Annotated in this window: 13 protein-coding genes and 2 pseudogenes; 9 read left to right on the top strand and 6 right to left on the bottom strand. The window is 38.4% G+C overall.

The window, feature by feature from the left end; genetic code table 11:
* The first annotated feature begins 76 nt into the window (after positions 1-76).
* A complete protein-coding gene (locus WG932_RS12210) occupies positions 77-1,543 on the top strand; it encodes a Gfo/Idh/MocA family protein (protein ID WP_014018468.1) in 1,467 nt (488 codons plus the stop codon).
* Positions 1,544-1,702: 159 nt separating this feature from the next.
* Here the strand turns inward: WG932_RS12210 and WG932_RS12205 are convergent, their stop codons facing one another.
* From WG932_RS12205 to WG932_RS12195, 3 genes and pseudogenes are all read right to left on the bottom strand, one after another.
* Positions 1,703-2,458, bottom strand: coding sequence for a hypothetical protein (locus WG932_RS12205; protein WP_483088120.1), 756 nt, complete (start codon positions 2,456-2,458; stop codon positions 1,703-1,705).
* The gene (locus WG932_RS12200; protein WP_483088119.1) at positions 2,344-2,781 is read right to left on the bottom strand and encodes a hypothetical protein; all 438 of its coding nucleotides are present in this window, start codon (positions 2,779-2,781) and stop codon (positions 2,344-2,346) included. The genes WG932_RS12205 and WG932_RS12200 overlap by 115 nt, the downstream gene beginning before the upstream one ends.
* A pseudogene (locus WG932_RS12195) lies at positions 2,778-4,143 on the bottom strand (Gfo/Idh/MocA family protein). Before WG932_RS12195 ends, WG932_RS12200 begins: the two are co-directional and overlap by 4 nt.
* A 229-nt stretch (positions 4,144-4,372) precedes the next feature.
* Here WG932_RS12195 and WG932_RS12190 point away from each other — a divergent pair.
* From WG932_RS12190 to WG932_RS12160, 7 genes and pseudogenes are all read left to right on the top strand, one after another.
* Entirely contained in the window at positions 4,373-5,467 is a 1,095-nt protein-coding gene (locus tag WG932_RS12190; RefSeq protein WP_483088118.1) for a sialidase family protein, read from the top strand.
* Between the two features lie 4 nt (positions 5,468-5,471).
* Positions 5,472-5,789, top strand: a complete 318-nt coding sequence (locus WG932_RS12185) for a hypothetical protein (RefSeq protein ID WP_483088117.1) — start codon at positions 5,472-5,474, stop codon at positions 5,787-5,789.
* Positions 5,747-6,703 carry an FG-GAP repeat domain-containing protein gene (locus WG932_RS12180; RefSeq protein ID WP_483088116.1) on the top strand — a complete coding sequence of 319 codons (957 nt, stop codon included), beginning with the start codon at positions 5,747-5,749 and terminating at the stop codon, positions 6,701-6,703. Before WG932_RS12185 ends, WG932_RS12180 begins: the two co-directional genes overlap by 43 nt.
* Positions 6,704-6,834: 131 nt before the next feature.
* On the top strand, positions 6,835-8,430 hold the full coding sequence (locus WG932_RS12175) for a fucose isomerase (RefSeq protein ID WP_483088115.1): 1,596 nt from the start codon (positions 6,835-6,837) through the stop codon (positions 8,428-8,430).
* Position 8,431: 1 nt separating this feature from the next.
* Positions 8,432-9,600: pseudogene (locus WG932_RS12170) on the top strand (sialidase family protein).
* Positions 9,601-9,660: 60 nt separating this feature from the next.
* Positions 9,661-10,593: a dihydrodipicolinate synthase family protein gene (locus WG932_RS12165; protein ID WP_483088114.1), complete on the top strand. Its 933-nt coding sequence runs from the start codon at positions 9,661-9,663 to the stop codon at positions 10,591-10,593.
* Positions 10,594-10,707: 114 nt separating this feature from the next.
* Complete coding sequence (locus WG932_RS12160) at positions 10,708-12,189, top strand: sodium:solute symporter family protein (RefSeq protein ID WP_483088113.1); 1,482 nt, start codon at positions 10,708-10,710, stop codon at positions 12,187-12,189.
* Between the two features lie 5 nt (positions 12,190-12,194).
* Here the strand turns inward: WG932_RS12160 and WG932_RS12155 are convergent, their stop codons facing one another.
* Both WG932_RS12155 and WG932_RS12150 read right to left on the bottom strand, forming a co-directional pair.
* Positions 12,195-12,836: an MCP four helix bundle domain-containing protein gene (locus tag WG932_RS12155; RefSeq protein WP_014018459.1), complete on the bottom strand. Its 642-nt coding sequence runs from the start codon at positions 12,834-12,836 to the stop codon at positions 12,195-12,197.
* Positions 12,837-13,133: 297 nt separating this feature from the next.
* The gene (locus WG932_RS12150; protein ID WP_339677316.1) at positions 13,134-15,251 is read right to left on the bottom strand and encodes an ATP-binding protein; all 2,118 of its coding nucleotides are present in this window, start codon (positions 15,249-15,251) and stop codon (positions 13,134-13,136) included.
* Between the two features lie 681 nt (positions 15,252-15,932).
* On the opposite strand from WG932_RS12150, the gene pgi reads away from it, so the two are divergent.
* The gene (gene pgi, locus WG932_RS12145) at positions 15,933-17,579 is read left to right on the top strand and encodes a glucose-6-phosphate isomerase (protein WP_149392525.1); all 1,647 of its coding nucleotides are present in this window, start codon (positions 15,933-15,935) and stop codon (positions 17,577-17,579) included.
* Positions 17,580-17,846: 267 nt separating this feature from the next.
* Here the strand turns inward: pgi and WG932_RS12140 are convergent, their stop codons facing one another.
* On the bottom strand, positions 17,847-18,803 hold the full coding sequence (locus tag WG932_RS12140; protein ID WP_483088633.1) for a DegT/DnrJ/EryC1/StrS family aminotransferase: 957 nt from the start codon (positions 18,801-18,803) through the stop codon (positions 17,847-17,849).
* Positions 18,804-19,000 lie beyond the last annotated feature (197 nt).

Here is a 19,000-nt window from a genome sequence, read left to right as displayed (position 1 = left end):
TAATAGGGATAATAAATATAAACAGTTAGATTAATAAATTTTAAACCTAAAATAGTTCAATTCACAAAATATGACCATGAAATCATCAAAAAATGAAAATCAGGAAAATTCCAGACGTTCTTTTTTAAAGAATGCTGCGATCGCTTCCTCCATCGTATTCGTTCCTCGACATGTATTGGGTGGTGTCGGTTTTACTGCTCCAAGTGATCAGTTAAATATCGCAGCCATTGGAGCTGGTGGAAAAGGAGCCAGTGATATCAAAAACGCCTCAGTTAATGGCAGAGAGCGAGTGATCGCATTGTGTGATGTTGATTTTAATGGATCGGCAAAGCGTTCTGTTGAGAATTTTCCTAAAGCCAAGCTTTATTCGGATTACAGGGAAATGTTGGATAAAGAGAAAGACCTTGATGCTGTTACGATCTCTACTCCTGACCACGTTCACGGTCCTGCAGCTTCCTATGCCATGAATAGAGGTGTTCATGTGTATGTGCAAAAGCCGATGACCCATAACATTCAAGAAGCCCGTATGCTTACAGAAATGGCAAGGGACAAGAAGATTGTTACACAAATGGGTAACCAAGGCGGATCCAATCCATTGTTAAATATGGTTCAAGATTGGATTGATAATGATAAAATTGGTAAAGTGTCTAAAGTTCAGGTGTGGACCAATAGACCTGTATGGCCTCAGGGGATTCCTTTTCCTAAGGCTGAACCATCTAAAAAACCTGACAATTTAAATTGGGACTTATGGTTAGGCCCTGCAGAATATATTCCCTACACGCCTAATCTTCATCCATTCAACTGGAGAGGCTGGTGGGATTACGGAACAGGTGCCCTTGGAGATGTTGGTTGTCACTTGATCGATATTCCTTTCAGAACTTTAGGTTTGAAGTATCCAACCGACGCAGAAGCCAGTGTGGCGTCAATTTATACAGACATGTGGACTGCGGATTATTATCCTAAAAGTTGCCCACCTGCTTCCTTCATTACCCTTCATTTTGATGAAACGACGAAAAGTAGATCGCCTATAGAAATGACATGGAGTGACGGTGGAATTAAACCTTCTCATCCGGACATTATCCCTGCTGACAGCGATATTGGTGGTCATGATAGTGCAAATGGCGTATTAATAATTGGTGAAAAAGGAATCATTTCTACCAATATCAACGATAGTTCTCCATTGATGCCTAAGTTATACTTGAATGATGGAACCACAGAATTTGGTCCTGAAGTTGAGAAAAATGATGAGCCTGAATATGGCCATCAACGCAAATGGATCGATGCTTGTAAAGCAGGTTTCAACAGCCCGGAACATAAGGCGTTGACTTCTTCCTTTGACTATGCAGGCCCTATGACCGAAACAGTCTTGATGGGTAACCTTGCGACAAGAAGTTATATGCTTCGCAGGGAGAATGCAGAAGGAAAAGCTGAATTCTTTGGAAGGAAAAAACTACTTTGGGATGGTGAAAACATGAGGATTACTAACCTTGAAGAAGCCAACCAATTTGTTGGTAGAAATCATAGAGAAGGATTTAAAATCTAATTTTTATCCTTTTTTAAAAAATCCAAACAAAAACTCCGCCCTTTCTGTCTAAGAGGCGGAGTTTTTATGTTTTAAATCGGCTTAAAATTGTCGATAGAGTGAGAACCGATCAATTTATGTCTCTGATTGATTCAATAACCGGTAATTTCTTTTAATAAATTAAAGAACCCTTTTTTCTTGCTGAAGAAATAGACCAATCCACCGGGACGCTTTGGTAACCCTCTTCAAATCCCTCGCCTTTTTTCGGAAGTCAAAATAACCCCAAGATGCATAAGAAGATATAGATGCAATCAAATTGTTAAAGTCCTTGTCAAAGTCAAAATGGTCATCTTCATTGAATAGAATAGGCATTTTTTGATAGCCTTCTACTGCTTTGGTTTGATTTACCATTTCCACAATTTTCTCAGGTTCGGTCACACCATTTCCATGGAGTAAAATAAAATCAGCTGCTTTAACCACGTTAGGAAGAGGGATAAATTTCCCTCCATAACTAGTGCTGACATAATACCTGTAACCCTCTTTTTGGATGGCTTTTGCTCTTAAAATTAATTCATGAACCCTTTCCGGTTGGAGAATTTTGTGGCTGTACCTTACATTGCATTCATTGTTAATCTCAATAAGTACATTTTTATACTTGTGGTTATGCAGCCAATTTACAGCATTGTCTACCGCATTTATTACAGCTTTTTCGTCCTCTAGTCTTTCATCTTGTCCAAAATAAAACAAGCCTAAAATTGGAACCATTTCCAGTCTGTCAGCCTCATCAAGTATTTTCTTTAAACGAGTCATATAGGCCCCTCTCAATTCACCCTTGGCGGTAAATGCAGAATTGTGCCATGGTTGATTTTTGCTGTAGCCTTCTGGGCTGCCTCCTGTAAGTTGATGGTAAAAGAAAGCATGCCATGTGCTTTCCATTGGGACATATTTGCTACAAATTCATCGGTGTTTCTATCCGCGTCCCATTTTCCTGTGTCCGGATATTTCCAACGATCTACGGTTTCAGGATTGAGATCATCAAATACTCCTTGCACCAAGCGAGCATTCATTAGCAAGCCTTCAATGGTATGGCCTTTCCATGCTTGCCCGGAATAAGTGGCTTGACCATTAATAAAGAATTTATCTCCTTTGATTTGAACTTTGGTTTGCCCGTTTGATTGGGATACTGCAACCAACACCAAAAATCCTGTTAACAAGCAAGTAATTTCTCTAATTGGGTAGTAAATCAATTGCTTTTTCATACCTCGTTTGGTTCCGGGTGGACAAATGGCGCTCTGTACTTTCTGGTCAATAGTTGAGTGGCTTCCTCATCTCCGATGATGATTCTTTTTTCGGGTCATAAGATAAAGGTCTACCCAATTCCATTGACATATTTGCCATTATACAACTGGCAGTGGAAATATGTCCTTCTTCTATATCTGCCACCGGTTTTCCACCTTTTTCTATCGCTTGAATGAAATTTATCATATGTGCTCTGGTGGCAGGTGCAGCTTGGAGTTCGATGTCTTTTTCCTTAAGGTCCTCAGGATATTTTTCTTTTTCAAAGACTACATCTCCTGTTATTTTTTCACCTTTGCCCTGTGGAATAAACTCATACTTCATCACAGAAGCCTTTAAAGTCCCTTTGTCCCCATAGATTTTGTAGGCCCACGGATATTCAGGGTCTTGCGGAGTTCCCCAAGAACGATGGTTCCAGACGCAATCCAGATCATCATAGTGGAAAGTGGCCGTTTGGGTATCTGCAATGGTAGATTTGCCCCCTTTTTGAACATAAATTCCTCCTGTGGCAAAAACACTCTTAGGCCAACCTAAGCCAAGGGTCCAACGCACGGCATCAAACATATGCACACACATATCACCGGTAATTCCATTGCTGTATTCCATCATGGTTCTCCACCATCTTCTGTGGGGAAGGCCATCAAAGGGCCGCATTGGTCCGGGACCTACCCAAAGGTCATAATCAAAAAATCAGGGACAGGCTTGATTTCAGGACTGCCATTGGCCCTCATGTGGTAATAGCAACACATTTCTACATGTGACACTTTTCCCAATAGTCCTTTATCAACTATGTTTTTCTTGGCCTCTACTAAGTGAGGAGTGCTTCTTCTTTGTGTACCTATCTGGACAACTTTATTGTATTTTCTTGCAGCTGCTAAGATGGCTTCCCCTTCAATTACATCTACACTAATTGGTTTCTGGAGGTATACATGGGCACCTGATCGAATGGAATCAATTGCATGTAATGCATGCCAGTGGTCAGGGCTGCCCACTAAAACAATGTCTAGCTTGTTTTCATCAAGCATTTGCCGGTAATGTTTGTATTTTTTTGGGGTTTTTCTCGACTGCTGTCTTTGGCTGATAAGCTTTCCTGCTTCATCTAATAGGTGAGTATCAGGATCCGAAATGCCTATTACTTCTATATCTGCCACTTGAATGAGTCTGAATAGGTCACTTTTACCATACCATCCTGTGCCAATCAACCCAACATTGTATTTTTTATTTGGGGCGGAAAAAGTCATTGTTGGCACTCCTACAGTAGCCAAGGTGGCCATTGCTGTACTTCCTTTAATAAATTTTCTACGGTCTAACTTTAATGGGTTCATTTATTTATATGGAGTTTGTCTACATTAAAGATTCAATATATAAAAATTATACCTCAGGGGAAGTCTTTCTTTCTTGAAAATTGAATTTTAATCGAATTTTCTTTTAAAGAGTGATTTCTTATGGTAATTTTCAGGAGTAATTACAAAATCCACAAATGAACCAAATATTAATGAAACGAAACCCAAATTTATTCCTAGTTTTTTCGATTGTTTTTTGATTTGCCAAAGCTTGTATGGGCAAGATAAAGCAGCATTTTTAAACCCTCCAAAAGTAATTCCGGTATCAGATTATGAAGATTGGCACCAAATAGAAAATCGTAAATTTTCAGGAATCTCCAGTTTGGCCATTCAGGAAGATAAAGGGGAGTTTTGGGCTGTTTGGTATGCAGGAATTAGTCCTGATGAAGATGAAAACAATTATGTAGTGCTTTCCTCAAGTACCGATAAAGGGGAAACTTGGAAAGAAACCTTGGTGATAGATCCTGATGGCGGAGGCATGGTAAGGGCATTTGACCCTGAAGTATGGGTAGACCCTTCAGGTAAGGTGTGGGTGTTTTGGGCTCAAGCTGTTGATAAAGACGCCAAAATTGGTGGTGTATGGGCCATCATAGGTGAAACTTCTGTTGATGGAGGCACCAGCTGGTCTGCACCAAGAAGACTTACTGATGGTGTGATGATGTGTAAGCCGCTAATACTAAACAATGGTGATTGGGTTTTACCAGCCTCTACTTGGCGTGAGACGGATCATTCAGCCAAAATGGTGGTTTCAAAAGACCAAGGAAAAACTTGGGAAGTTGTTGGAGGTGTTCATGTACCCAAAGAATTTAGGTCCTTTGATGAGCACCATTTTGTTGAAAAAGAAGATGGTAAACTTTGGGCACTTTTAAGAACCAAATATGGTATTGGAGAAAGTTATTCAAGTGATTCAGGAAAGACATGGTCTGCCCTTGAAGAATCTTTTATAGCTCATCCTAGTGCCAGATTTTTTATAAGAAGATTACAATCCGGTAATTTGCTCTTGGTGAAACATGGACCTATATCTGTAAAAACAGGAAGAAGTCATATGATGGCTTTCATCTCTAAAGATGACGGAGCAACCTGGTCAAAAGGACTTTTGCTAGACCAAAGAATAAATGTTTCATATCCGGATGGACAACAAACGGCTGATGGTACGATTTACATTACTTATGACCGAAGTAGGACAGGGGATCAGGAGATATGGATGATCCACTTTACTGAGGATGATATACTTTATGCTTCCTATGATGAGCAAATGGTAAAAGTTTTCAATAACAGAAAAATCATAAGCAAGAAAAAGGAATAGTCAAATGATGTCAACCTATAAATGGCTTTTGTGTGGACTATTTACCATGGCATTGATGGAACCGGGTGTGGTTTTAGGCCAAAATAGCTCAAGATCAGTTTTTGACTCACCCTGGCAGCGACATACCATAGACGATTCATCCTTAGGCTCAGATGGGACAAAATTTTCTGATGTCAACAATGACGGGAAATTTGACTTGGTTACCGGCTGGGAAGAAGGGGTGTTTCTCGTATTTATTTGCACCCGGAAAACCCTCAACAAAAATGGCCTTTTATTGAATTGCCGTCCCCTGATGTTGAAGATGCCTTTGTCTCAGATTTAAATGGCGACGGTTTCATGGATTTGATTACCTTGTCTGAAGGGGAGTACCAGCGGATTACCATTCACTGGGCGCCTGCTGATTCTGATGATTATTTAAATCCCAAAAAATGGCTTTCCAAGGATATCCCTGTTACCGTAGGTAAGACAAAGTGGATGTTTGGGCGCCCCATTAACCTGGATGGAAAAAATGGTGTGGATCTGGTGGTAGGCTCCAAAGCTCCCAATGGGACTTTGGGTTGGCTAGAGGCTCCTGAAAATCCAATGACAATGGAAGACTGGAAATACCATGAAATCGCTCGACTGGGTTGGGTAATGTCCATTGAGTTATTGGACATGAATATGGATGGGGAGATGGACATTGTATTTACCGATCGAAAAGGGGATTTACGTGGTTTGAGGTGGATGGAAAACCCTGGAAAAGGAGCTTTACATGAAGAGTGGACGCATCATTTACTGGGTATCAGAGATGGAGAACCAATGTTTATGGATTATTTTGAAAGTGGCAAAAAGGAAAAGGTACTGAATTTTGTTGTGCCGGTTGTTTTGCATGGATGGGAGCACTTTGAGAAGAAGGATGGACTTTGGATAAGTCAAAAGATTGAGTTTCCGGACTTCGTTGGAGACCGCGCAAAATCAGTTACGATAGGAGATATCAATCAAGATGGATTTTTGGACCTGACTGCTACCTTTTCTCAGGCCTTAGGCAAATCCGGAGTAATTGCCATGATGAATTTTCAAACGGATAGCTCATACTTTATAGACATCAGTGGTGAAGAAGGGGTGAAATATGACTTTATTTTGCTAAAGGATATGGATGGGGATGGGGATTTGGATATCATTACCTCGGAGGAAACAGCAGCAGATGGTTCAAAGAAAGGTCTGGGGGTAATCTGGTATGAAAACCCGATCAAATAAAAAGATGACCGCTCTATTAATTTTTTGATTTTTATAGGCCTGATTATGGGGAATTCGAGTAATACTCCCAATAGTTAGTTTAAATTTATTGAAATAAGGATAAAACCAAATAACTAAAATACTTACTGATAATGAGTAAAGAGATATACCTGATTGCCAGTGGCGATTTGAGACTTTCTGCCAACCAAACTTGTTGGCCTGCACAAAAAGAAATGGAAGACAGCCTGCAAGGCGTTTTTGATAATCTAGGGGTAAATGTCATTAGAGCCCATAAGTTTGATGAAGAAAAAGGGCATGGCTTTATTGATTCTCAGAAAATGGGAATGGAAGTTTTTAGAACAATAGATCCCGAACAGCCACTAATTGTGGCAGAAAGTGTTTGGCAATTCTCTCACCATGTTTTGGCAGGATTGACCACACACAAAGGGCCTATTTTAACCATAGCCAATTGGAGTGGACAATGGCCAGGGCTTGTAGGAATGCTTAATCTCAATGGTTCTTTAACCAAAGCCGGCGTATCTTATTCTACAATTTGGAGCAAGGAATTCAATGACGAATTCTTTTTAAATGGATTTAAAGAGTGGTTAGAAACAGGTAAAATCACACATGATCTTAGTCACGTTCGGGATTTTGATAGCAAGGATGCTCCAGCTAAAGCAGTGGAAATAGGAAGTTCCTTTGCCAAGGAATTTAGAAGAAACAAAGCCATAATGGGTGTGTTTGATGAAGGTTGTATGGGTATGTTTAATGCCATTATACCTGATCATTTATTGCACAAAACAGGCTTATTTAAAGAGCGGCTAAGTCAATCGACCTTGTATGCCGCCATGCAAAATGTTTCAGCAGAGGAAGCTGAAGAGGTTTTGGAGTGGTTACTCGATAGAGGCTTAACTTTTAATTGGGGCAAAAATCCCGAGACCGAGCTAACAAGAGAACAAACCCTTGAGCAATGTAAAATGTATGTGGCTGCTTTAAGGTTAGCCGACAAATTTGGTTGTGATACCATTGGTATACAGTACCAACAAGGGCTTAATGAGTTGTGCCCGGCCAGTGATCTTGTAGAAGGTTTGTTAAACAATACCGAAAGACCTCCGGTGACTGATGAACAGGGAGTTGAAATTCTAGCCGGAAAAGCCCTCCCACATTTCAATGAAGTTGATGAATGTGCAGGATTAGATAGTTTGATTACTTATCATTTGTGGGATCAATTGGGTTTGGTTGGAGACAATACCCTCCATGATTTGAGGTATGGAGAAAATTTCACCATTGATGGAAAAGAAGAGTTTGTGTGGGTATTCTTAATTTCAGGAGCAGCACCCCCATCACACTTTTCAGGAGGATATAAAGGAGCAAGTAGTGATAGGCAACCAGCCATGTATTTTCCGCAAGGAGGAGGAAGTTTAAAAGGTGTCAGTAAACCCGGACATATCGTATGGAGTAGGGTCTTTGTGATGGACGATCAATTGCATTGTGATCTAGGTACCGGTAAAGTGGTGGAATTGCCTGAGGAAGAAACCAAGAGAAGATGGAAAATGACCACCCCTGAGTGGCCAATTATGCATGGTGTATTAGATGGTGTAAATCGAGATCAGATGATGGCCAGACATAAGGCAAACCATATTCATGTGGTTTATGCAGAGAATGAAGAGAGTGCTCTTGAAGCCTGCTATGCAAAAGCTGCAGCAATGAATGAATTAGGAATTAAAACGTCACTTTGTGGTATTTAATATGAGAAAAGTAACACTTTCAATGCTCGCAATAACTGCCGGTTTATTGTTGAATTCTTGTGGTGGGGCGAATGATAAAAAGGCCGAAACCCAAGAAGATACGCAATTGGTACCTAATGACATTACAGGGAATTATCACCTGCCTGAAAAACAAAAAGTAGGAGAAGGGGCTCTTGTCCATGCGGAACTTATTTACCCGTTGGATGACCGACCTACACCACAGGTTCATGCTTCAACTTTAGTGGAAACACCCTCAGGGATCGTCGCTGCTTTTTTCGCAGGAACTCATGAGAAAAATCCGGATGTTGGAATTTGGGTAAGTCATTTGGGAGATGGTCAATGGACCAGACCGGTAGAAGTGGCCAATGGGGTACAAAATAAAGACCTAAGGTATCCAACTTGGAACCCTGTCTTATTTCAACCCAAAGAAGGCCCACTGATGCTTTTTATAAAGTTGGACCTGATCCTAGAGGATGGTGGGGCATGCTAATGACTTCAGAGGATGATGGCAAAACCTGGTCTGAGCCAAGGAAATTAGGTGAAGATCCGGCTGTTGGCCCACTGTTAGGCCCTGTAAAAAATAAAGCTGTTCAGCTAGAAGACGGGACCATTATCGCCCCAACAAGTATTGAAAGGAAGCATGATGACGATGTCTTTTGGATGGTTCATTTTGAAATGAGTAAAGACAATGGTCAAACCTGGGAGGTAGTTGGTCCTATTAATGATGGGGTGGAATTTGATGCCATCCAACCAAGTATTTTATTTCATAAAGACGGCTCTCTTCAGATTTTATGCCGCACAAGACAAGGTGTGATATCAGAGAGTTGGTCTACGGACAATGGTCAAACCTGGTCTCCTATGAAGGCCACTTCACTTCCCAATCCAAACTCAGGAACTGATGCAGTAACCTTGGCAGATGGAAGGCAGCTTTTGATATATAACCATAGCACCAAAGAAGGTGAAGAGCCAAAGGGAAGGAATATCTTAAATTTGGCTATCTCTGATGATGGGAAAGATTGGAAACCATTCATGACCCTTGAGAACGAACCCAACGAATCCGGCTACAGTTACCCTGCCATCATCCAAAGTAAAGATGGGATGGTCCATATGACGTATACTTACGATAGAAAAACAGTGAAGTATGTCGTAGTTGATCCAAGTAAAATTTAAAGACAATAAATACTAGAATGTCGCAGGTGATAAAACCATGCCTGTATACACGATAAAGCAATGCAAAGAGATTTAAAAACAAATCCATTGAAAGGGGTAATACCTCCAATGGCTACACTTTTGTTAGATGATGATCATTTAGACAAAGCAGGAACTTGCCAATTGATTGAACACTTGATAGCCGGAGGGGTTCATGGTATTTTTATACTTGGCACTACAGGTGAATGTACCAATATTTCCTATAAGTTAAGAAGGGAATTAATTTCACTAACCTGTGAAAAAGTGGACGGTAGAGTACCTGTTTTGGTGGGGATTACCGACACTTCTCTCGAAGAAAGCTTGGCTTTAAGTAAGTTGTCTAAAGAAGCCGGTGCAGCCGCAGTGGTGGCTGCACCACCCTATTATTACGGTTTAGGAGAAAGTGAATTGATTACATATTTCAAAAAGCTTGCAGATGCTTTACCTCTTCCGTTGTATTTGTACAATATGCCTTCACATACCAAAACAATGATGAGTCAAAAAGCTGTTTTGGAACTGGCAAAGCATCCCAATGTCTATGGATTGAAAGACAGTTCAGGACAAGCGGTGTTTTTTAATGCCATGATTTATGCTTTCAGAGATCGACCTGATTTCACCTTGCTCGTTGGTCCTGAAGAAATGATGGCTTCTATGGTTTTGATGGGAGGAAATGGAGGTGTAAGTGGAGGAGCCAATATTTTCCCCAAGCTGTTTGTTGATTTATACAATGCAGCCGATAAGGGGGATTTAAAGGAAGTTGCTCGATTGCAAGAAATGGTAATGGAAATTGCTGACGAAATTTATGCCATGGGTTCCTATGGTTCAAGTTTCTTGAAAGGTTTAAAGGCTTCCATGTCCATTTTAGGTATTGGAAATGGCTATTTGGCCACACCTTTATCCGCCTTCGAAAGCGACCAAATTGAAGCTATTAAGAAAAAATTGACCGGGCTTAAGGCCTATGAAATTTACGCATAATCCCGAGTGCCAAGCAATTTCTGTTAATTCTATTTTTCTGTTATAGTAAATCGGGTAGAAATTTAAGTACTTAGCCTGTTAAAGCCTGAAATAATCATTTAAAAAATAAAAAGAATGGATTTATCCCTTATTGATTTAGTTGTTTTTTTGTCCTATATGTTTTCCATCATTTTATTTGGGGCCTCCTTTTATTTCAAAAAGCGTTCTGCAAATGACTACATTACCGGAGGGGGTAGATTACCCTCATGGGCTATAGGGATGTCCATCTTTGCTACTTTTGTGAGTAGTATCAGTTTTTTAGCATTGCCAGGAAGTGCATATTTGTCCAATTGGAGTGGGTTTGTATTTAGTTTATCCATTCCAATTGCGGCAATTTTAGCGGTTAAGTTTTTTGTTCCTTTATACAGAGGCATTAAAAACCCTTCAGCGTATTATTACCTGGAAACAAAATTTGGTGCATGGGCCAGAACTTATGCATCCATTTGTTACTTATTGACTCAATTGGCGCGAATGGGTGCTATCATGTATTTATTGGCGCTGCCAATGAACGTAATGTTTGGATGGAGTATCCCGATGATTATTGTAGTTACAGGAGTCAGTGTATTGATTTATTCCATAATGGGAGGCTTTGAAGCTGTTATTTGGACCGATGCCATTCAAGGAATAGTTCTCATTTCAGGTGCATTAGCATGCTTATTAATCATCATGTTTTCCATGCCTGAAGGGCCGGGACAAGTCTTTACCATTGGGGCAGAACATGACAAATTTAGTTTGGGGAGCTTAGGCTTTAGCCTTTCTGAAAGCACATTTTGGGTGATATTGATCTACGGATTATTTATAAATCTGCAGAATTTCGGTGTGGATCAAAACTATGTGCAACGTTACTTAAGTGCCAAATCAGACAAGGAAGCGGTAAAATCTACTTTATTGGGTAGCCTTTTATACGTTCCGGTGTCACTTCTGTTTTTCTTTATTGGTACTGCTCTTTTTGCTTATTATCAGGCAATGCCGGAATTATTACCCGAGGCCTATAGTGGTATGGATCAAGCTGATAAAGTTTTTCCATATTTTATAGTTAGTGGCTTGCCTGTGGGAATGACGGGGCTACTTATTGCTTCTATTTTTGCTGCGGGAATGAGTACAATTTCTACAAGCATCAATAGTTCTGCCACCATCATTCTAACAGATCATTATAAAAGGTACATTTCCCCGGATGTTAGCGGGAAATCTGAAATGAGAGTATTACTTTTCTCATCTTTCATTATGGGTTTATTGGCCATTATAGTAGCCATTGCCTTCAATGGGGTGGAAAGCGCCTTGGATGCATGGTGGGCTTTGTCTGCTATATTTAGCGGTGGTATACTGGGCTTGTTTTTGCTTGGGTTTATCGGTAAAAATATCAAACAAAAGTATGCTGCAATCGGCGTCGCATTAGGCGTTTTGGTGATTGCTTGGATGAGTTTGTCTCCCGTTATACTGGAAGAAGGCATGAGATTCAGAAGCACCTTTCATGCCAACCTTACCATAGTTTTTGGTACCATAGTTATATTCTTGGTAGGGTTTTTATTTTCTGCGATAGCCAATAGAAAGAACTAATCTAATCAATCTTGAATTCCTCGTGAAGAGTAGATCAACATGCTGATAATAATGAGAAGGATAAATAGGACAGCATATTCGAATTGTAACCAAATGTCTGACCTTGCTTTAATCCGATAACTCAGGTTAGTGAGTTTTTCGCCTTCGGAAAGTTGAATTTTAGAAAGCTCTCTTAAATCATTAAAAACACGTTCAAAATCTGAATTGAACCTTTGAACACTGTTTTCATAATTATTTTCAGCGGCCACTTGATTGCTGAAATAACTTTGTATCTCAAGTTTTTCTGAAACCAAATGTTTAAAGTCATTGAGGTATTTTTCCTCTTTGGGTGTTAAGTAGGTCCGTTCAAAACCGGAAATGATGGCTAAGATTTGTTCGTGATAGTCGATTACCTGATTTTTTACAGACATATACTGATCCATGGATTCTGTATTTGCTACAAGCAACCGCATTCGAAAGAGTAATTCAGTGATGTTGAAAATATAATCTTGAACAACCAAACGGTCTTCATATACAGTTACAAAAGAAGCTTCCAATTCATCTACGTTGCTTTTATCGACCAGACTTTTAGCAAATATGAGAAACAATACGAGAATTAATGCAATGGCTATTTTTGTCTTGAAAGCTAAAAATGTTTTTCGTGTCATGTTTACATTAATATTAAATATTTGCTAAAATTTTAAATTGGTACGCATAAGGCTAAAAGGAAAATCTTTTTGATACAATTTTATTAAAAAAACGTTAAACTGATTTGGAAATGATAGCCACTTTTGATTTTTCATTTGGAAAATATAATGGAAACGTCTTTTTATTATTTACTTCACTTTCTTAATATAAGTGAAATAATTTCCCAGATTGATTTTATTGATCCTTAGTATAAATTAATGGTTAATTAAAGCATTAAATTTTGATTTATCAACTAAAGGGTGCAATATTTCCATTCTTCAAACATAGGCGGAAGGAATAGTGAAAGTAAAAGTGGTTCCATTATTGGGCTTACTGCTGACCTTAATTTCGCCCCCATTTTTTACAATAAAATCTTTCGTTAATTGTAAGCCTAAGCCTGTTCCTTTCTCACCTTCCGTACCATATTGTTGTTTACCTCCCAGTTCCTTAGAAAATAAATTTTTTAAAATTTCATCAGACATTCCTATACCATTGTCCTGTATTGAAATCTCCCAAAAACCTTGCCTAGCAGCTTTTTTACTGGAAATAATTATTTTACCTCCTTTAGGGGTGAATTTTATGGCATTGTTTAATACATTTCTTAAAGCCAAACTTATTTGATCTTTGTCAGCATAACAAATTGTATTTTCTTCCAATTCGTCTACTATTTCAATATTCTTATTTTTTGAAATCGGTTCGTTTAAGCTTATGTTTTGTTCCACCAATTGATGCATGGATATGGTTGTAGGATCTGTAACGATTCCTCTCATTTGACCTTTAGCCCAATTTAATAAGTTAACAAGCGTAAAATGAACTTGTTCAACTTCATTACGCAATTGCTTGGAAACCAATAGAAATTCTTTTCGGTCTAAATTTTCATCTACCACATATTGCATCAGCCCTTTTAAACTGGTGACGGGACTTTTAAGGTCATGGCCAACTATACTGAAAATTTTATCTTTCGTTTCATTTACCTGAAACAATTGCTTAGTTATTTTTTCATTTTCTTTCTTTTGAAGCAGTAATCTTTTATTTAGTTTTTCATATTCATTTCTTTGTTTGGTAACCAGTGCCTTGGCCTTTGTTTGTACTTTTATGGATCGGATGGCAAGAATAAATGCGATCAAAAGGATGATTAAAATAATTGATACTCCGTTGCGAATATTTTGGGCAATCCTTTTTTCATTCAAGAGATCTTTCTCTTTCTGTTGTTGTAAAAGCTCCGTTTCCTTCTTGTCAAATTCATATTTGGCGCTGATTTCTTGAATTTGTTTATTGGTTTCCAAATTGACAATGCTGTCTTGATACAATTTATGCAATTTGAAATGATGTAGGGCTTGTGCATTGTCATTCATTTTTTCAAATACCTTACTCAACAATAAGTGACTTTTGTCGATATTGCTTTTGATGTCACTTTCCACAAAGATTTCAAGACTTTCTTGAATGTTTTGCTTGGCCTTATGAAGCTGGTTCATGTTTAGCTGCGCTTCACCCATACCTAGTAAATCAAAACCAATCCCGACCAGGTCCTCCCTTTCTTTGTCTACAAAATAGGCTTTTTCAAAGTTTCTATATGCGTTTTCGTTTGCTCCACGGAGGAGAAAAAGTTCACCAATATTAAAATAACTCACAGAAATTAGTTGCCTATTATTCATCTTTAAGCCTAACTCAAGTGTAGCTTCAAATTGTGACATGGCCTCTTCCAATTCCCCTCTTTCCTTATAAATTAAAGCAATGTTTATCCTGGAAGAAGCGATGCCTGTCTGGTCATTGTAAGCTTCCCTGATCTTTAGCGCTCGAGTATGATATGCCAAAGCTTTTTCAATATCTCCGAAATCCATAAACACCAAGCCCAAGTTATTCAGGGTTTTGCTTTGCTCAAGTTTCGATAGGTGTTTTTCTTTAATTTTAAGTGCCTGTAAATAATGGGTCACTGCATCTGAATAATTTCCCCTTTCGTAATCGTTAAGCCCCATGCTATTGTATATATTAGCTAAGCCTAACCAGTATTCTTCTTTTTCTGCCAAGCTTAACCCTTCCTTAAAATAACTTAAAGCTTGGGTGTATTCGCCTTTAAGGTTGTGATAAGCACCAATGTTTCTGTAAGCATCCACTTTGCCGGCAGTGTAGGATATCTGCTCACTTGCTTTCAGGCTTTTCATAGCAAGTAAATAAAGACTGTCCGGATTTCTGTGGTAATAAATCTCCCCTAAGCGATTCAATTGGTCTATAAAATTGATCGTGGGGCTAAAGTTTTCTCGATTTTCTAATGCTTGTAACTCATCTACTTGTGATTGAATGGTATCTGTTTGAGCATATAAAGAATGCGTTGCAAACATCACTGACAGAAATGCAGCAATGGAAAAAATAATTTTTAAATTAAAAAACGCAGCCAAAGGTTATTGTTTGTTTAAGTTTTAAACAGAATTAATTCATCACATCAAGTAATAAACAGTTTTTTGTGAAAATTCGGATTTGAGGAATGTGTTTTACTGAGTATATTATTATAGTGAGTTAATGTCAATAATGATCTGCTTCATAAATTGCTGACACCAAACAACAATACACATTATATCCTCATTACCTGTTTATTAACCCTGAGGTAATAGTATTGTTCTATTATTCCTTTCTAAATCTATTTATTGGTTATATTTATCTCCCTTTAGTTGGTTCTAAGGGCTTCTGTGATCCTTCAAGGAAAAGACAAAGTTATCGTTATAATATTAATTATTAAATATTATTTAATGGATTTTAAAGTTTTTAATTTCCTTTTTCTAGTAAGATTTTGTGTTGAATAAGAGACTAAACATGCCTCCTATAAGACTTTTCTTTTTAAGTTAACTTATTAAAATAGATTAAGGAAGAACTTAGTTGATTTTTTGAGTAATAATGCTATTTTGTTAGAAAATTGTTCTGATTTAGAGAAGTTTAATTTCGAAATACACTTCAGATCAATGAATGAAATTTATATTGGAAACCTACCAAAGCAATTTGAATCAATAAATCACTGAATTACTTTTTTAATTGCTTGAATTTTATTTTTAGCTTTAAGGTTCATAATTGAATTTAATGATACCATGAAAAATACTAACCCCACCTCAACTGCAGCCTGGAAAGATTTGTCCGAAGCTGCTAAAAATCCTATTGAAATAAAATCTTTGTTTAAAGAAGATCCGAATCGATTCAAAAAGTACAGTGTTCGTTTTAAAGATATTTTGCTTGACTATTCAAAAAATGGAATAGATGAGCGTATACTCTCTTCACTTTTAGCTTTGGCAAACCAGACAAGTTTGAAAGAAGCCATAGACGATATGTTTTCAGGTAAGCCCATCAATGCTACAGAAGGTAGGGCAGTATTACATACTGCATTGAGAAATAGATCCAATGATCCGGTCTATGTTGATGGAAAGGATGTTATGCCGGAAGTCAATGAAGTCTTGGAAAAAATGAAGGTTTTTTCGGAGAAAGTGTCAAAAGGCGTTTGGAAGGGATATACTGGAAAGCCTATAGAATCCCTTGTTAATATTGGTATTGGTGGTTCTGACTTGGGTCCAGTTATGGTCACAGAAGCACTTAAACCTTACCAACACCCTCATATTAAAACCTATTTTGTCTCCAATGTGGATGGCTCCCACATAACTGAGGTGCTTAAACAAGTAAATCCGGAGACAACGATGTTTTTTATCGCATCTAAAACCTTTACAACTCAGGAAACCATGACCAACGCTCATACTGCAAGGTCTTGGTTTTTGGATCAAGCTCGCAATGAAGTAGAGGTGGCCAAGCATTTTGTAGCCCTTTCTACAAATGGTAATGCTGTAAGAGAATTTGGTATCGACCTTAATAACATGTTTGAATTTTGGGATTGGGTAGGAGGAAGGTATTCCTTATGGTCTGCCATAGGTTTAACTGTTGCTTGCGCTGTTGGTTTCGATAATTTCAGGAAGTTATTGGAAGGGGCGCATGATATGGATAAACATTTTAGATCAGAATCATTTGATAAAAATTTACCGGTTTTGCTTGCACTCCTAGGAATCTGGAATACCAACTTTTTGGGAGCTACTTCTGAAACGATTCTACCTTATGACCAATACATGCACCGTTTTCCTGCTTACTTCCAACAGGGTAATATGGAAAGCAATGGTAAATACATCGATCGAGAAGGTAAAAAAGTAAATTATTCCACAGGGCCTGTTATTTGGGGAGAGCCCGGCACCAATGGTCAGCATGCTTTCTACCAATTGATCCACCAAGGTACACAAATGATACCTTGTGATTTTATCGCTCCTGCGCAAACGCACAATCCTGTAAGTGACCATCACGCTAAGTTAATGTCGAACTTTTTTGCACAAACAGAAGCATTGATGAATGGTAAATCACTAGAGGAGGTAAAGGAGGAGATGAAAAAGGAAGGTAAGTCTCCTGAAATCATCAATAAAATTGCGCCTCATCGGGTTTTTGAAGGCAACCGGCCTACCAATTCAATCCTTGTGAAGAAGATCAATCCATCTACCTTAGGTGCTTTAATAGCCATGTATGAACATAAAATTTTCGTGCAGGGTGTAATATGGAACATCTATAGTTTCGATCAATGGGGTGTCGAGTTAGGGAAGGTAATGGCCAAATCAATTTTACCGGAACTGCAATCCGATGAGGAAATAGCTTCACATGATTCTTCTACCAATGGTTTGATCAATGCCTTCAAAGATTTTCGAAAAAGTTAAGTTGATTTATGCATTCAATGAAAAACGGATTAGGTGATGGGATGTGTAATGGGTGTTGTAATCGAAGGAAAACCAGTTTTAGCATTTTATCGCTGTGATGAATTTTGAAGTGATTTCAATACGTAATACATTGTCTGTTACCTTTTTTGGGTAGAGCTTATCAAAATAAAATGAAATTAATCAAATCCTGATGCTGCTATAGTCAAGTGCATCAGGATTTTTTAATTAAAGGCTGATGAGAGCAAGGCTGATGACTCCTTATTCTGGTTATTTCCCTTCCCATTTGTTTATTGACTCTATTATTGTAGAAACTTCATTTTCGCGCAACGAGGGGTGGAGAGGAATACTTAAAATTTCTCGATGAATCCGTTCTGTTAGGGGCAATTTCCCAAAATTCATTTTTCTGTAAGCAGGCTGAAGATGTGGAGGAATAGGGTAGTGGATGGCAGTTTCTATTCCTTTTTGAGATAGATATTGAATCAGTCTCTCCCTGTTTGATACTAGTAAAGTAAACAAATGCCAAGTATGAGAAAGAAAAGGGCTCGGCTTAGATTTCAAGGGCAATGTCACGTGACATGAGTCAATTCTATCAAGATAGACACTAGCAATTTCATCTCTACGGCAATTGTTTTTGTCCAAATGGGGTAATTTAACATTCAGTACACCTGCTTGAATTTCATCCATCTTGGAATGGGTGCCAATATATTCATATTTGTGTTTTTCAGTACCCCCATAATTGGTCAAGGCCCGAATAATGTTAGCTAATTCCTGTTCGTTGGTTGTAACTGCTCCGGCATCCCCTAAGGCTCCCAAGTTTTTTGCAGGGTAAAAGCTATGGGCAGAAACATGGCCCAATGTACCGGTCCTAACTCCCTTAAACATACAGCCTACTGCTTGTGCATTGTCCTCGATTAGCTTAAGTTGATGCTTGTCTATTAGTTGCTTAATCTCTTCACTATAAGCATTTCTCCCGAAAAGATGAACCAATACCAAGGCACGGGATTTTTTTGTAATCTTTTGTTCAAGAGACCTTGCAGAGATATTGAAACTAGTAAGCTCAGGTTCCACTGCTACGGGTATTAGCCTTTGGTTTGAAATGGCAAGAAAAGTCGCAAAGAAAGTATTGGCAGGAACCAGAACTTCATCTCCCTCCTTTAAATGACCCAAGATAAGATAAGCCCGCAGAATAAGTTCTAATGCGTTGGTGCCATTTCCTAGACTTATACAATGTTGTGTACCAATATAATCTGCAAAATTTTTTCAAATTTTGCAGAAATTTCCCCATTGACATATTGACCACTCCGGCTTATTTGTAATATAGTTTCGGAAAGTTCAGGTTCAAATGCCTGATTAATGGCTTTTAAGTCTAAAAATTTTATTGGAGAATTTTCCTTCATTTTTATCAATCATGAATTAGGATA

The organism is Cyclobacterium sp. SOCE241 (assembly GCF_056867545.1).
The sequence above is the reverse complement of the archived record's forward strand: the minus strand, read 5'-3'. Positions and strand labels throughout refer to the sequence as shown.

Excerpts from the sequence above, each read along its gene's own strand:
- WG932_RS12185 (WP_483088117.1), top strand. The coding sequence starts at position 5,472 with ATGATGTCAACCTATAAATGGCTTTTGTGTGGACTATTTACCATGGCA.
- WG932_RS12210 (WP_014018468.1), top strand. The coding sequence starts at position 77 with ATGAAATCATCAAAAAATGAAAATCAGGAAAATTCCAGACGTTCTTTT.
- WG932_RS12175 (WP_483088115.1), top strand. The coding sequence starts at position 6,835 with ATGAGTAAAGAGATATACCTGATTGCCAGTGGCGATTTGAGACTTTCT.
- WG932_RS12200 (WP_483088119.1), bottom strand. The coding sequence starts at position 2,781 with ATGAAAAAGCAATTGATTTACTACCCAATTAGAGAAATTACTTGCTTG.
- WG932_RS12205 (WP_483088120.1), bottom strand. The coding sequence starts at position 2,458 with ATGGAAAGCACATGGCATGCTTTCTTTTACCATCAACTTACAGGAGGC.
- WG932_RS12165 (WP_483088114.1), top strand. The coding sequence starts at position 9,661 with ATGCAAAGAGATTTAAAAACAAATCCATTGAAAGGGGTAATACCTCCA.
- WG932_RS12160 (WP_483088113.1), top strand. The coding sequence starts at position 10,708 with ATGGATTTATCCCTTATTGATTTAGTTGTTTTTTTGTCCTATATGTTT.
- pgi (WP_149392525.1), top strand. The coding sequence starts at position 15,933 with ATGAAAAATACTAACCCCACCTCAACTGCAGCCTGGAAAGATTTGTCC.
- WG932_RS12155 (WP_014018459.1), bottom strand. The coding sequence starts at position 12,836 with ATGACACGAAAAACATTTTTAGCTTTCAAGACAAAAATAGCCATTGCA.